Origin of the sequence: Pseudomonas sp. NKUCC02_KPG (assembly GCF_019345465.1) — a bacterium.
Classification (GTDB): Bacteria; Pseudomonadota; Gammaproteobacteria; order Pseudomonadales; family Pseudomonadaceae; genus Aquipseudomonas.
In genome coordinates this window covers 207,883-220,896 of record NZ_JAHKRC010000002.1, presented here as the reverse complement: position 1 = coordinate 220,896, position 13,014 = coordinate 207,883, and the positions used below count along the sequence as shown (strand labels likewise).

Here is a 13,014-nt window from a genome sequence, read left to right as displayed (position 1 = left end):
AGTGTTGATAGTTCCGGCGAGCTGCCGGCAGATATACGTGAGGGTGTGTAGTAGCGGCGTTATTCGGTCTGCTCAGGCCACTTCTGATTCATGGCCCTGTCGAAAATGTCTGCATCAATGATGTAGTCCGGTATTTCCACCACCAAATCCTTGTCAACCAATGGACGCTTGAACAGCCGTAGCTGCGCAGTAAACTTCCAAAAGTCCTCACCCACCAGCACGGGGCCGGAGTAGATATCGACGAAGTTCGCACGGTAGTTTTCGAACCCCAGCGGGGTCAGTAGCGGACACTCGAACGGCAAAGTTCCAGATAGCAAGACATGCTCAAACCAGCCTTCAAACAACTGGGCCTCAGCCGCTGTAAACAACCAGGTAACCAGCACCTCGGTCGGTGTGCTGACGAAGGCGCGGCGCTGGATGGATCGACCGGTAACCAGCTTTGTGCTGGTCATCGGACTGACAGGATCAAAGCCATACCCTTCCCGCTGCGGGGTCGGCAGGTCTTCAGGGTATACAAGCATGGTTATTTGATCCTTTATCAGTCCGGCGCCATCGCATGGTCATAGGTGTAAACACGGCCGTCATAGGGCATCCCCTTCATTGAGACATTGCCATTGGATGGGTCGGCAGAGGTCACTAAAACCGGATAAGCCCACTTGCTTTCTGGCCCGAACAAAAGGTGTGGTGACTCCAACGCAAAGCTGGTGTCCGGAACAAAGTCCAGGTCATCAATTCTGACGTGAATATCATCAACCTGTGTCGCTGGATATGGGCCAGACAGCGTACCGTCAAGGCGTCTGACGCCAATCTTGTGGGCGCCACCGGCAGACCAATCCAGTGGTTCTGACGACTCAAGTATCAACCCGCCAATGACCGGCTGAACGCCAAATAACAGCGCACTCTGGCAAAGCCCCGGTGTATTACTGGCCACCGCGCAAAAGCTCAAGTAACCCGAGTTGCGCCCTGCCAGCGTGGTCGCCCAGGTGTAAGTATCCGATCGGAACAGTTGGTGCCCCCGGCGGCGCATACCCCACCGATAGGCGCGGTCTCGATCAGTCACCCCGGGCAGTTTTACCTTCTCGACTTTCAGCCCAAGGTCGTTCGGCCAACGGCATTCAACGGTTTCCCATGCCCAGCTTTTACTCGAGTAAAACTCAACGTCCACACCATCGAAGTCATTGATCGAAGGAAGCGGACCGCTGATTTTCAAGGCCGTGGTCATGTTCTGCGGCGAGTAGGTTTGGGTCTTAGGGCCGTACTCGCGCTCAAATACGGCTCTAGGCTCATCACGGACTGGCCTGATGAGCCCGTTAGCGATGGTCAGCTCAGCCCAGCCACAGGCGAGCGCATTGTTCAGCGCTTCCTTGACAATACTTGAGGCATCAATCGTCTCGTCGTAGAGCTGGCCATCGGCAACACAGGACGCGTGCAACTGGTCAAACTCTTCAAGGTCGATATCGGCGTCGGTGTAGCCCAGGGACTTGAGCACATTCAGCACCCACGGCACGATGTCGCGTGTAGGTGCAGGTGCTTGCCAGGCGCCGCCGCTGCGCAGGGGCAGGATTCGGGTGGCCTCTAGATTCACCTGGCTCTCTGATTGCGCTGAGAGTCGGTCAGCACCACGGATTTTGGCCGAGATGACTGTCATGCCCGGATAGCTGGTTGGGCGAATCTGACGCAACCCGCGCAGGCTGTACCACATCATGTCGTCGTTGACCTCGTCAGCGTTCGCGCCGCCGATCTTGGGTAGGCGCTTGAGGCGACACTCAGGGCGCATCGGATAAGGCAGCTCATGTCGGAAGGTAAAGCCCTGGGCGTCACGCGAAGCACCACTCACCCATTTCGACAATACCGTCCAAGCACCGGCCATATCCGCATCCCGGTATTCAAACTGGTGGCCTGATGAAATAGCGTACATGTCCCCTTTCTTTCCGAGACCAATCAGGCCGTTGGCCGCAAAGACGGAGTACTCGATGGCGGTGACCTTCTCCCCGACCGGGCTGCAGACGAAGGGACCGCGGTACCCACCCTGCAGGCTGGAGGGATCGAGGTTGATCACGCTGTTGACGCTTTCCAGATAGCTGAACCCAGGCCAATCCTCATCAACAGCACCTGCAGAGGTCAGACGCTCGACCTCAATAATGGAACTACCGATGGCTGTGATGCGATACCGCAACCCTCTAGGACCAATGCAGGCCAAGCCAGTGCCCAGCGCAAGGCCATTCGCAGGCGCGCCGCCGTCATAGTTCAAGGTCATCTCTGCGGGGTGCTCAGGCGACCCGCTGGTTGGCGCAGTGCCGGTGCTGCTGATTGGACTGCTGCCGAAAAGAGTCGCGTCCGTCGAAGTCAGCGGCATGCCGGTAAAAGCGGACGTTTCCGTGAGCAGTAGTCGGCCCAGCGAGGCGCTGGCAATGAATGGCGCAGCGTCCTTGGCAGCGTTGAACGCCGACACCAGACCGGCAAGGTCGGTTGTCGCAGTGTTCAGGGTGACCGGGTATGCCGTCCCGCCTCGGCTGACAGTGAGCGTCAACGGTGTCACATCAAAGTCGTAGCGTGACGGAGCACTGGAGCCCCGCAGCGTTGAAGCCGTACCTGCGCCGGGCGGTATTGCAGGCGCATAAGGCGTGTAGCTGTTGACGATGTACAACCCGCCGTTGGCACCCACGACCTCGATCGGCATGCCGACTTCAGGATTGAGCATCCCCAGCGGGCCTTGAACGATGTCACGTCCCGCGCCGCCATCGATGACCGTGTATTCGTAGTAAGCCAGCGCACGAATCACCAAGCCGCTGACCCAATCCGCAGGGAACGCGCCCGCTCCCGCAGGGATCGAGATGGTTTCGCCGTTGAACTGGTAGGCCGAAGCCCGCGCCGATGGAGTGATGCTGTTCGAAACCGTCAACTGCAGGCCAGCCGATCCGCTTGAACTCGCTCCCACTTCGGCCACGTTGTACCAGAGCATCGATGCGGTATCGCCCGACACATCCGCACCAGGCGGATAGATCGTCACGCGTGCATCGGCACCCAGCGAAATCAGTGGAGTTTCTCCCACCTTGATCTTGCTGATTGGGATATCCAAATCACCCGCCGAGACGTACAGCAGCATCTCGATCCACTGCTCCCGTGGAGAAACAAACCAGGTGCGTGGTTCAGCCAAGTAGGACGGGTATACCTTTTGGTGTCCAGCGATCTGGCGAATGGTGTCGCCCAGCTTGACCTTGTTGCCCTTGGCGCTGGCCTCGGTCAGGGGGCTGCCCTGCACAGTAGAGTTCGAAGGCATGCCGGGCATCTTCGGCACCATCATCTTCATCACCGCCTTCGCGCCCGCAAACAGGGCGTAAGTGATACTGAAGGGGTCGGTACCCTTGGGCTCGCGATAGATCTCGACATGGTCCGACGGCTTGAAAGCCACCTTATGCCAGCGCTTCGCTTCAATCAGTTCGTCATTCAGCACAATGCTGATCGGAGGCGACTCCATCCGCTGGTAGCTGGGCGACTGCTCGATCAGCCACTGCTCCAGCGTCATGCGACGGTCAGTCGTGTAGGTGACCATCGGCGCCGAGCCGGCCATCTTGTTCGGGAAAAATTCGATCACGGTAGAAGACCACCCTTGGAAAGTCAGTTTCAAACTCACGGACGGTGCGCAGTCGTACACCGCCAGGGTTGGTGTCCAGCACCTTGAGCCTGCCATCAGCCTCGACCACCACGCCGACATGCAGGCACAGCGCGCCACGGAACACCGCCGCAATGGCGCCGACTTCTGGAGGGCACGTTTCCATGCCCTGCTTAAGGTCGTGGTAAGCGTGGGTGTTCTCGCGCAGCCGGTCCTTACCTACAGCGCCCAGGCTGGGCAGCAGAGGCAGGCCCAGTAGCTGATGGCGAACCGCGATGCAAAGCCCCCAACAATCGAAGGCAATAGGTCCCCGGCCGCCATCCCGGTAAGGGGCGGATAAGTATTTTTTGAGCATGGTTAGATGTACTTCAAGCCAGGTGCGACCAATGTGGTGAGCTTGTCTCGCGGGAACCCAATGTTCAGCAGGTCAAAGAACCCGCAGGAGAACTTGGCGGTGTTGTCGGCGTACTCTCGATCCAGCACCGTGAGGTGGTAAATCGATGTTGGATAACTCAGATCGCTCAGCAGGTATTCGCGGTGAGTGATGTAAATCCGTTTCCCAGCAAGCCGGTATTCCTCGACGACCTTCTGCACGTTGCCCAGAGTGTTATCAATTTCGATGTTCAGGCTTTGGTATCCGCTGCCGTCACTCTTGGGCAGCGCATCCCCCATCGCCACACCCGGGAAGGTCAGCTCCCTGCCGTCCTCGGTAACGCACGTCCAGTCATCGAAGCCCTGAGAAAACAGCAGTGTGGCGCTCTCTCCTTCCGCCCGGACTTCGACGGTCTTGATGATCATGTCTCCGCCAGAGGCGTAGCACTGTTCGATTGGGGTCATGGATCACCTTTTAGCTAGGACTACGCTTGAGCCCGTAAACAGACTCGAACGTATCTGACGCTTCGTTACCGCCAGCACGGATCTGCGCAGCGAAAAGGGTCAGAGACTCCGACCCATCGGTATTTCTCCCGCGCTCAACCTGACCGGCTTTGCTTGGGTTTTCGATGAGATTTACGGTCAGGCCTTTATCCGCAGGCGCCCGGCTGGGAGCCGGGGCAGCAGAGGTGCTTCCCCTGCCAGTACCGATTATCGTAGGCCGACCGTTGCTCATCGCTTCCAAGGTGCCAACACCAATGCGAGCCGTAGCCTCTGCGTCGAACACGTATTCGCCACGGTGAACCGGACCGGCAATTTCGTCTTTAGGGCCAAAACCTGTAAAGCCGCCTTCCTCGAATCCAGCGCCGGCCATGGCAGTCATACCGACAGCCGCAGCAAGTGGGCCTGTCACAGCCATGGCCGCAGCCATCGCACCAGGTGCGGCAAAAGGACCAACGATAGGAATTGCAGCGGTTGATGCAAATGCGGCCAATCCAGCTTGGAGAGACATGGCTGAAGCGTTGGCAGCCATCGTTCCGGCTGCACTCACTTGAGTAGTTTTACCAACCAGCATCTGAACACCTTGGTAGATCAACCACTGAGCCGCCATGTCCGCCAAAGCCTGGAGCATCGACTTTGCGAAGTTGCCGACCATATCGCCTAGTGCATCTCCTGCGCTTTGGGCACCGGTAGCGACATCGTAAAAGAACGTACCTAGTCCGCTGGTTGCAGTGCCCAACGCTTCAGAGGTCAGGTCCGCAGCCTGCTGGGAATAGTTGCGAGCGGCATCGGCATAGTTCGACCAAGCCTCGTTGACGCCATTCATCCAGTTGGCTTGCTGCTCATCAACCGCTTGGTAGTACAACTCCTGAGCAATGATGCGTTCAGCCAATGCTTCCTTGAGGGCAATCGTTTCGCTCTTGTACAGATCCTCGCTAATATTTTTTGCTTGGAACTGTTCGTTAAGAGTGGCTACATCAGCAGCATATTTCTGCTCAAGTGCCAGGTCTGCCTTTAACCGGTCACGGGTTTTATCACCCTTGCCGACTCCTTTGAGCTCCTGCTCAAACCCATCTTTCATGGTTTGAGTGCCGACGCCTTGAGCGTTTTTGAATGCCTCCAGCTTCAAGGCGTCTTCATTGGCTTTCTTCAGCGCATTCAGGGTGTCCAGCTCGGCAGCCATGCCCTGTAGTTTTTTCTTTTGCGCCTCGGACAGTTTGCCGAGCTTGCCTTCCTGCAGCTCAAACGAGAGCTTCATCACCTCGGTGGCGTCTTGGGTTTTGTCGCCCGTGGTATTGATCAGCTCGATCTGACGCTTGTAGCCTTCCTCGGTAGATTCAAACGATTTCAGTTGCTGCTTCGCCGCGGAGTCTGAGCCAGTTGCGTTCTTCTGCCTGGCCTTGGCAGCAGCGTCGTCTGCTGCTTTCTGCGCATCTTTGGCGGCAGCGGCAGAGCGGATAGCAACGACCATGTCATCGGTGAGTAACGTGTTCTCACGGATGAACCTGTTGGCAGCATCCATGCTTGTTTTGTCTTGAGCAGTTGCCAACTGTTTTAACTGCTGGTCTAGGTACTTCTGACCTGCTTGAGCCGCGCCTGTCTTTGCTGCAGCGTTTTCCAGCTCAGCACGCGTATTGTCGTCAGTCTCCCCGGTGAGCGCTGCCATCACATCTTTCTGCTTGCCCAGCTCAGCAGACAGCTCAGACACTGGAATCTGGCTGTTTTCCATGGCCTGCGCCATCGCTTCAGTAACGCCTGGAACAGTGCGCAGTTGGTCCGCCACCGCTTTCCAGTCAACCGTCATACCGGCAGCTTGATCCTGTGAAGTTTTACGAACTAAATCCAGTGCACCCTGAACATCAGCCGGGAGGGTTGTCAGGCCAGCCATAAGGCCCGCAGCGCCACCTGCCCCCATATTTCGAAGATCGCTCTCAAACTTATCAGCGATAGCGCCGGACATTTGCCCAAGCTTTGACTGCATATCCCCAATGGATGATTCAAGCTCGCGCAAAGTTACAGACTGTGTTGCGCGGTTAAGCTTTGCGAAACGTTCGGCGATTTTATCGATCGGATCGGCCAGATCACCAAGCTTTTTCTCAAGCAATCCGGTGTTGTCGCGCAGAAGCAGGAATGCCGTAGCGGCACCAATCGCCAGAGCCGCTACACCAAGTGGGCCCCCTAGGATTCCGAGTAGGCCTGCGGATGCGCTACTTAACCCAGCCTGAGCTGCAGTAACTGCAGCCGTTGCCCGGGCTTCAACCATGCGCGCCGTGGCAAGCTGCAGTGACATTTCCGTCTGAACAGCCGTGCCCCGAGCGGCAATTGCTTCACGCTGCGCAAGTACGACTGAGGTCTGGGCTTTTTGCAGCTCTGCTTGCGAGGCGAGCAGAACAGCCGTCGCCTGTGCTTTGCGCGCAGCCACGTCACGGTAAGCAGAGTAAGTGGCTGTTGCCGCAGCACTCGCTGCGGTTGCCGCGTACCTGGTGAGTGCCGCGATGGCCGTAACAATGGCAATGTCTGCAAGGGTTTCAAAGTTATCGCCAAGCGTGGCAATACCGCTTCCAAGAACGCCGGTGAAGTCTGAAGTTTCGTTCAGGCGTCCGATGTAGACGGTGAAAGAGTTAGATAGGTTTTGCATGGCGTCACGCACTGCCACGCCCATGCTGTCTGCCAACTCGCCGTTGGCCACCGCCGCTGTTTGCAAGCCTCCAGTCAAGAGGTCCAATCCAAGCTTCCCCTGAGCTCCAAGACTGCGGATTTCTTCTGCGGTCTTACCGGTAGACTCGGCGATAGTGTCAACAACCGTTGGCATCGCTGCCAGAATAGCTTGCCAACCATCCGCTTCAACCTTGCCGGTCTGTAGCGCTTTTGAGTAAGCATCAATGGCAGAGCTGGCTTTATCTGCTGACGCAGAGTTAGTAACCAGCAGGAAGCTGAAACTGTCCATAACGTCCAGCGCCTGGCTGGTGTTATAGCCCATAGACTTCAAGCTGCCCGAGGTTCGGATGTAGAGTTCTTGAGCCTCAGCCAAGGGGCGGTAGGTTCGCTTGGCTGTCTCCAGCAAGCGATCCTGCACCTCGTTGTACTCACCAACGCTGCCGGTGGCCATACCGATGCGATCGGACATCTGGCTATAGGCGTCAGCGGTTTCGATGATTTTTCCGATTGAGGCGGCGCCCACTGCGGCTGCAAGAGCGCTCTTGATCAATCCAGAGGCGTGCTGAGCTCGGTCACCGGCACGATCGAAAGCGTTGTCGACCCGACTCAGGTTTCGGTCAATGCGGTCAGACGCCTGTCCAACACTGGAGTCTGCACGCGCCAGTTCCTGACGAAGTTGAGCTGTTGTCGCCTCGATACGGACAAGCATCCCCTGAACGTCAGTGCCTGCCATGCTTTTCTCCAGATAACAAAAAGCCGCCCATGGGCGGCTTTAAAAGTGGAAGAAGTACTTTAGATTTTGCACTCCTCACGAATGGTTTTTGTCTCTTGCTGCAATTTTGATGTATCAAACTTAGCTGTGATGTCGCGATCGGGTGCTGAAACTCTTGCGATGTACGATGTGCTAGAGGCCAATCTATCGAGATACGCCGAATTAAAAAATGGATAAAAAGTAGACTTCCCATTTGTTGATGACCCCCATGTATTGGGCTGATGCGGGTCACTATCAATCCTCGTATCGACTAAAGGATCGGAGCCAACGTAACGATTCCAGCTCAGATAAAAATCGAGCCTACCCTCAGAGCATCGAAAATGCATCTCGACAGGGCTTGGGTTTCCATCCGAAACAGGCCAAGACTTGAGAATTGTTGAGCTCGTTTTTATGTCGGTAAGTGCATCTTTGTTTTCAATATGAACCCATTTCCCGTATGGCAAATCTGTTAACACTTCATCGCTTTTTTGTTTCTCGCACCCTGCAATTAAAACAGTAGCAACCATAACGGCTATGGCTTTCATTTGGATCCCTCCCAGTAAACTGGAAACTATACCAATCTACTGTGCCTGCCGCCCCGTCAGTACCTGCCTCAGTTTCGCAGCCACCGCTGACGGCGCAGGCTTGCCCTTCTTCGGTCCAGGCTTACCACCACCAAACGGGTTGGTCATCTGCGCCCACTCGATCCGGGCGTCCATGGCCAGGAACAACTCAGGGAGCGGAGTACTCCAAGCCATATCAGGCGGCCATCCCAGCCAGCCCGTGGCTACCGCGTAAAGCCGGTCAACGTAACTGCCATCCTCGACAGCGCTTACGCCTTCGCCGGCTGATCCTTTCCCGCATCAGGCCCCTTGGGGTTGTACAGTGCTGCGAGGTAAGCATTGAGCTGAATGGATACTTCGACAACACCAGCCTGCCAAACTTTGTCAGCAACTACGTCCGCTTCCTTGCCGGTCAAACCAGCACCGCACGCAACGATTACCGCGCAACCAACAATGCTCAGCGCATTCACAGCTTGAGATGCGCCACGCAAACCGCCAAATGAAGCTTCAATTGCGCGAACTGCCCCAAGCGTAGGCTTCAAGGTATAGGTCTCGCCGTCCAGGACGATGTCGACCGTACCGAAAAGGGTCTTGCTCATATTCATGATCCTTGTGGATCGGGGCCGAAGCCCCGCAGGTTAAGGCACCGCTGGGCCTGGGAGAACTTCGAGGATTTCGGAGTTGATAGCGATGGTCACGTTGCGACGAACTACGTTGTCTGCGGCGCCCGGTGCAACGGTGTTGTTCATCACTTTGCCGCGCATGTAGAACGTGGTCGGCAGCACGGGCGGTACCGCGGCCGGATCGCCATCATTCAGGGTTACCTTGATGTTGTAGTCACCCCGTGCACGATCCTTGTGGGCGGTTTTCAGCGCAGCTTGTCCCAGATCACCGTTGTCGAGCCCGACAGTCAGGGTCAGGTCGCCCGCATCGGCGGTACCCTTGTACTTACGGACGCGACCATCACGCAGCGAGGTGAAGGTCACTGAGCTGAACGTGTCACCGAACTCGCCAAGGTCTTCGATCTCGCCTACGTCGACGTAGTCGTCTGCCTTATAAAGCGCTTCAGTGTCGGCGCCGTCCTTACTGCCTAGCCCTAATCGGCAGCCGGCTGCTGTATTGAGATTGTCTTCGGCCATGGGGATTCCTCCAAAGGCGCATTGGATAAAGCCGCAGTGCGGCCGGGTGTTGGTGTTAGTGGGTGGTGATGACGCGGACCGTAATAGATCCCTGATAGGTGACGCCGTCAGCATCGCGCTGAGCGTCAGCCTGTTCTACTCGAACCGAGACAGCGCGGCCAACTTCCAGCGGCAGTGGTCGCTCGTTGAGAGCCGCGATAACTTCACCGTTGATGCGCTTCACTTCGGCCTGACCGTGGGCATCAGACCAAACAGACAGGTAGATCAGCCGCTGCTCACGCTTGCGGCCTGCAATCGGCGAAGTGTTCGTTGAAATCTCTCGATCAAACGAGATGTACGGCATCGGCGTGTCCATCGGAGCGCCGTCGTATACCGGACATGAAACTTCATCCTCAAGCCTGGCCAGCAGCGCCGCTTGCAGCGCAATAGATGGGTCAGACATCGGACGCCCCTCTACTTGCTTTATTCAAGGTGCGCGCAACAGCAGCACGGATGCTCGCCAAAACGAACTCTTTATTGACGTCCATGGCCGGGCGCAACCATGGGTGCGCAGGACGAGCCGGGATATCAGGGTATTTACCGTAAAAGTTCGTGCCGTCGCTTTTGTTCCTGTTCTGCCGGTTACGACCTCCAGCTCGTTTTTTGCCGGTATAACCTTTGGTCCCGTACTCCAGAAACTTTAGGTAGTAGAACCGGCGCATATCCTTTTTGCCACGAATGCCTATCTCTGCATCCAGGCCGCTTTTGGACACGAATGTCTTAAGCGCGGCAGCAGATGCGCCAGTGCCCCGAGGTACCAACTCCCTCATTGTCGCCAGTACCTTGTCGGCAGCTTCCTGCATTGCCGGTACCAGCTCGTTATCCATGGTGGAGTGAATGTTTCGAAGCGTTCGACGGAGCTTGAAGTCGCCGGACATGCGCGATCGGCGAGCGGCCATGATTCACTCCTTGGGCTTGGTAGCCTTCTCCAGAGGTGGTGCGGACACAGCGACTTCCTTCACCAGGCCACGGGCCAGCAACCGTGCAGCTGACTTCGCATCTACAACAAACTCTTCGCCTTTCTCACGGTCACCAACGGCGCCGGAAAGACTGCCCTGGGCAATTACTTTCATGATTCACCATTTCGGGTTCGGTACGTTTGAACAGAGAAGCCGCAGCATCGACAAATCGTTGTCGGGCAGTGCAGCCTCAACCAGGTAAGTGACGCCCTTCTCCACCAGCCGGCAGCCGGCCTTCAAGTCAGAGCGTGGACGGACGCGAATCTCAGCGGTGATGATCGCCTTGATCTGCTCGGCAACCGGGGCCAGCCGCCCGGAAGGTATGGTGATTTCTGCCCAGACCTTTCCGGCCTCTTCCCAGGCTGAGTCGAAGCCGCCGGTTTTGTTCTTGGTCAGGACAGGCTTGAACAAGGCGCAGCGGTGACGCATTGGGCCTGCTCTCATACATTCATCCAGCGGTGAGGCTTCCAGAGTGCATTGGTTGCCATCGGAAGTTCTGAAGTGATGGTGCCCACCACAACGGTTTCACGGGCGCCGTACCAGTGTCCGATCAATAACAGTGCGCCCTGCTTGATTGACTTGGTCATCCGCAGTGCATTACCAACAGGCTCTGGCAATGCCTCTGCAGGATCGATAAGCGTCCGATTGGTCCAGGTCTCAAACGCACTCAAGGCCGCATCCATGTAGCCTTGAATCAGTGCATCTTCTTCGTCATGGTCGACCCGCAAGTGAGCCTTGACGAGAGCAAGATCAATCAACTTTTGGTACCAGAGCCTGAAGCGCGTCTTTGTTGGCAGATGGATCGAACTCAATTCCTTTGGCGGTGAGCCAGGCCTTCAAGTCCAGAACCTTCATCTTGAGAGGATCTGTTTCTTTTTCCGCTTCGATTGCAGAATCGATTTCTTCCTGGGAGCTGCGCGATGCGTAACCCTCGGGCGGGTAATTAACAGCTGGGTAACCGGCTGCAACAAATTCAGCAATGGTTGGACCATCTAACTTCAGACCGTTGGCGTCCAGCTGGCTGACGTAGGACGCCACACCGAGGTGCTCTACCGCGACCAGCGCGCAACGCTCCGAGACATCCTGCTCGCCTACAGAAATCTCAACCACATGATTTCCGTCCGCGGCGAACGGGAACGGCTTATTCACAATAATAATCGGCATAAATCCTCCGTAAGGTCGGGCGCCCGAGGGCGCCCACCCAGTCAGGCAGCAGCGCTAAGGGTCAGGATTTTCACGGCCTGGGAGTCAACCAGCATGCCGCCGACACGCTTGGTGGTGTAGAAGCCAACGAACGGTTTGTTGGTGTACGGGTCACGCAGCACGCGGGTACCGATACGGTCCACAACGGTGTAGGCGCGCTTGAAGTCGCCGAATGCGATAGCGTTGGCGTCAGCTGCAACATCTGGCATGTCTTCGTTTTCGGTGATGCCGTAACCCAGCAGGACCGAAGGTGCGCCCGCTTCCAGGCCTGGACGCCAAAGGTAGTTGCCCTCGCTGTCCTTCAGCTTGCGAACATAGGCAACGGTCAGGTTGCCCATCATCCAAGTGCCGTTAGCACGGTAGCCCGCCTTGAGGGCGTGAATAAGGTTGATCAGGCTGTCGCCAGTGATCGCACCGGCTGTACCGCTCAAGATCTTTTGCAGAACGCCGAAGGCGCGAGCCTCGTCGTCTTTCACGTCCAGACCGTAAGCCAGCAGACCTTTAGGCTTGTTGATGCCATCACCTTTCAGGAAAGCATTACCCTCCTTCTCAGCGAAGTCGCGAGCAACCTCGCCATTCAACCAGCCCTCGGCATCGAAGAAAATGTCGTCAAGGCTGGTCTGAGTGGCTTGTGGGTTCGCGTACAGCTCACCCATAAACGCAGAGATATTGCCGAGCTTTGGAGTGTTGGTTGCAGGTCGCAGGTCAGTTTCACCTACCCAGCCTGCGCCGTTACCGCCTAGGTTCACCAGACGTTTGTAGTCCGGGCTGCCGATGGTGATCTGGTTGCAGACCTGGCGCATCGGCGAGGTATCGCGCAGCAGTTCGATGATGCTGCGGTCCAGCTCTTCAGGAACTGCGAACCCACCATCAGCATCAACGCCGACCTGCAGCGCTTTGGCTTGAAGCTCACCCAGGCCTGTTTCGATACCTTTTCGCACAAACTGCATGAAGGCAGTCTTGTGCTCGCTAGCAGCCTTGGTGCTAGTGCCGTCTGGACGCTTGAGGGCTAACAGCTCTTTTTCGAGATCGCCTTTCAGCGCATCAAGCTCGCTCAACTTCTCATTGAGCGTATCGACCTGCCCAGACAGCTTGCCCTTCTCTTCTTCCAGGCCGTCGATGCGTTTGTCGTTAGTCTTTTTGAACTCGTCGAACTTCTTGCCCAGAGCTTCGGCAACGTCATCAATATCTTTCTTTTCAACAGCCATGAGAGGCT

16 protein-coding genes are annotated in these 13,014 nt (G+C 56.6%); all 16 read right to left on the bottom strand.

The window, feature by feature from the left end:
- Positions 1-59: 59 nt before the first annotated feature.
- The 16 genes from KO536_RS03940 to KO536_RS03865 all read right to left on the bottom strand — a co-directional run bounded on the left by KO536_RS03940 (position 60) and on the right by KO536_RS03865 (position 13,006).
- Entirely contained in the window at positions 60-521 is a 462-nt protein-coding gene (locus KO536_RS03940; RefSeq protein WP_219261157.1) for a hypothetical protein, read from the bottom strand.
- Between the two features lie 17 nt (positions 522-538).
- Positions 539-3,595, bottom strand: coding sequence for a host specificity factor TipJ family phage tail protein (locus KO536_RS03935; protein WP_219261156.1), 3,057 nt, complete (start codon positions 3,593-3,595; stop codon positions 539-541).
- On the bottom strand, positions 3,534-3,968 hold the full coding sequence (locus tag KO536_RS03930; RefSeq protein WP_219261155.1) for a C40 family peptidase: 435 nt from the start codon (positions 3,966-3,968) through the stop codon (positions 3,534-3,536). The genes KO536_RS03935 and KO536_RS03930 overlap by 62 nt, the downstream gene beginning before the upstream one ends.
- 2 nt (positions 3,969-3,970) lie before the next feature.
- A complete protein-coding gene (locus KO536_RS03925; protein ID WP_219261154.1) occupies positions 3,971-4,450 on the bottom strand; it encodes a DUF1833 family protein in 480 nt (159 codons plus the stop codon).
- A gap of 10 nt (positions 4,451-4,460) precedes the next feature.
- On the bottom strand, positions 4,461-7,877 hold the full coding sequence (locus KO536_RS03920; protein WP_219261153.1) for a phage tail tape measure protein: 3,417 nt from the start codon (positions 7,875-7,877) through the stop codon (positions 4,461-4,463).
- A gap of 59 nt (positions 7,878-7,936) precedes the next feature.
- Entirely contained in the window at positions 7,937-8,440 is a 504-nt protein-coding gene (locus tag KO536_RS03915) for a hypothetical protein (protein ID WP_219261152.1), read from the bottom strand.
- Between the two features lie 36 nt (positions 8,441-8,476).
- On the bottom strand, positions 8,477-8,653 hold the full coding sequence (locus tag KO536_RS03910; protein WP_219261151.1) for a hypothetical protein: 177 nt from the start codon (positions 8,651-8,653) through the stop codon (positions 8,477-8,479).
- A gap of 74 nt (positions 8,654-8,727) precedes the next feature.
- Entirely contained in the window at positions 8,728-9,057 is a 330-nt protein-coding gene (locus KO536_RS03905; RefSeq protein ID WP_219261150.1) for a gene transfer agent family protein, read from the bottom strand.
- Positions 9,058-9,096: 39 nt separating this feature from the next.
- A complete protein-coding gene (locus KO536_RS03900) occupies positions 9,097-9,597 on the bottom strand; it encodes a phage tail protein (RefSeq protein WP_219261149.1) in 501 nt (166 codons plus the stop codon).
- Positions 9,598-9,652: 55 nt separating this feature from the next.
- Positions 9,653-10,039, bottom strand: a complete 387-nt coding sequence (locus KO536_RS03895; RefSeq protein WP_219261148.1) for a DUF3168 domain-containing protein — start codon at positions 10,037-10,039, stop codon at positions 9,653-9,655.
- On the bottom strand, positions 10,032-10,535 hold the full coding sequence (locus KO536_RS03890; RefSeq protein WP_219261147.1) for an HK97-gp10 family putative phage morphogenesis protein: 504 nt from the start codon (positions 10,533-10,535) through the stop codon (positions 10,032-10,034). The genes KO536_RS03895 and KO536_RS03890 overlap by 8 nt, the downstream gene beginning before the upstream one ends.
- Before the next feature lie 3 nt (positions 10,536-10,538).
- A complete protein-coding gene (locus tag KO536_RS03885; RefSeq protein ID WP_219261146.1) occupies positions 10,539-10,709 on the bottom strand; it encodes a hypothetical protein in 171 nt (56 codons plus the stop codon).
- Positions 10,710-10,712: 3 nt separating this feature from the next.
- Positions 10,713-11,039, bottom strand: coding sequence for a phage head closure protein (locus tag KO536_RS03880; protein ID WP_219261145.1), 327 nt, complete (start codon positions 11,037-11,039; stop codon positions 10,713-10,715).
- Entirely contained in the window at positions 11,036-11,353 is a 318-nt protein-coding gene (locus KO536_RS03875; protein WP_219261144.1) for a head-tail connector protein, read from the bottom strand. The genes KO536_RS03880 and KO536_RS03875 overlap by 4 nt, the downstream gene beginning before the upstream one ends.
- Positions 11,346-11,759, bottom strand: a complete 414-nt coding sequence (locus tag KO536_RS03870) for a HeH/LEM domain-containing protein (protein WP_219261143.1) — start codon at positions 11,757-11,759, stop codon at positions 11,346-11,348. The genes KO536_RS03875 and KO536_RS03870 overlap by 8 nt, the downstream gene beginning before the upstream one ends.
- Before the next feature lie 41 nt (positions 11,760-11,800).
- Complete coding sequence (locus tag KO536_RS03865) at positions 11,801-13,006, bottom strand: phage major capsid protein (protein WP_219261142.1); 1,206 nt, start codon at positions 13,004-13,006, stop codon at positions 11,801-11,803.
- Positions 13,007-13,014: the final 8 nt, after the last annotated feature.

Excerpts from the sequence above, each read along its gene's own strand:
- KO536_RS03915 (WP_219261152.1), bottom strand. The coding sequence starts at position 8,440 with ATGAAAGCCATAGCCGTTATGGTTGCTACTGTTTTAATTGCAGGGTGC.
- KO536_RS03910 (WP_219261151.1), bottom strand. The coding sequence starts at position 8,653 with ATGGCTTGGAGTACTCCGCTCCCTGAGTTGTTCCTGGCCATGGACGCC.
- KO536_RS03865 (WP_219261142.1), bottom strand. The coding sequence starts at position 13,006 with ATGGCTGTTGAAAAGAAAGATATTGATGACGTTGCCGAAGCTCTGGGC.
- KO536_RS03890 (WP_219261147.1), bottom strand. The coding sequence starts at position 10,535 with ATGGCCGCTCGCCGATCGCGCATGTCCGGCGACTTCAAGCTCCGTCGA.
- KO536_RS03880 (WP_219261145.1), bottom strand. The coding sequence starts at position 11,039 with ATGAGAGCAGGCCCAATGCGTCACCGCTGCGCCTTGTTCAAGCCTGTC.
- KO536_RS03870 (WP_219261143.1), bottom strand. The coding sequence starts at position 11,759 with ATGCCGATTATTATTGTGAATAAGCCGTTCCCGTTCGCCGCGGACGGA.
- KO536_RS03905 (WP_219261150.1), bottom strand. The coding sequence starts at position 9,057 with ATGAGCAAGACCCTTTTCGGTACGGTCGACATCGTCCTGGACGGCGAG.
- KO536_RS03920 (WP_219261153.1), bottom strand. The coding sequence starts at position 7,877 with ATGGCAGGCACTGACGTTCAGGGGATGCTTGTCCGTATCGAGGCGACA.
- KO536_RS03895 (WP_219261148.1), bottom strand. The coding sequence starts at position 10,039 with ATGTCTGACCCATCTATTGCGCTGCAAGCGGCGCTGCTGGCCAGGCTT.
- KO536_RS03885 (WP_219261146.1), bottom strand. The coding sequence starts at position 10,709 with ATGAAAGTAATTGCCCAGGGCAGTCTTTCCGGCGCCGTTGGTGACCGT.
- KO536_RS03925 (WP_219261154.1), bottom strand. The coding sequence starts at position 4,450 with ATGACCCCAATCGAACAGTGCTACGCCTCTGGCGGAGACATGATCATC.
- KO536_RS03940 (WP_219261157.1), bottom strand. The coding sequence starts at position 521 with ATGCTTGTATACCCTGAAGACCTGCCGACCCCGCAGCGGGAAGGGTAT.
- KO536_RS03930 (WP_219261155.1), bottom strand. The coding sequence starts at position 3,968 with ATGCTCAAAAAATACTTATCCGCCCCTTACCGGGATGGCGGCCGGGGA.
- KO536_RS03900 (WP_219261149.1), bottom strand. The coding sequence starts at position 9,597 with ATGGCCGAAGACAATCTCAATACAGCAGCCGGCTGCCGATTAGGGCTA.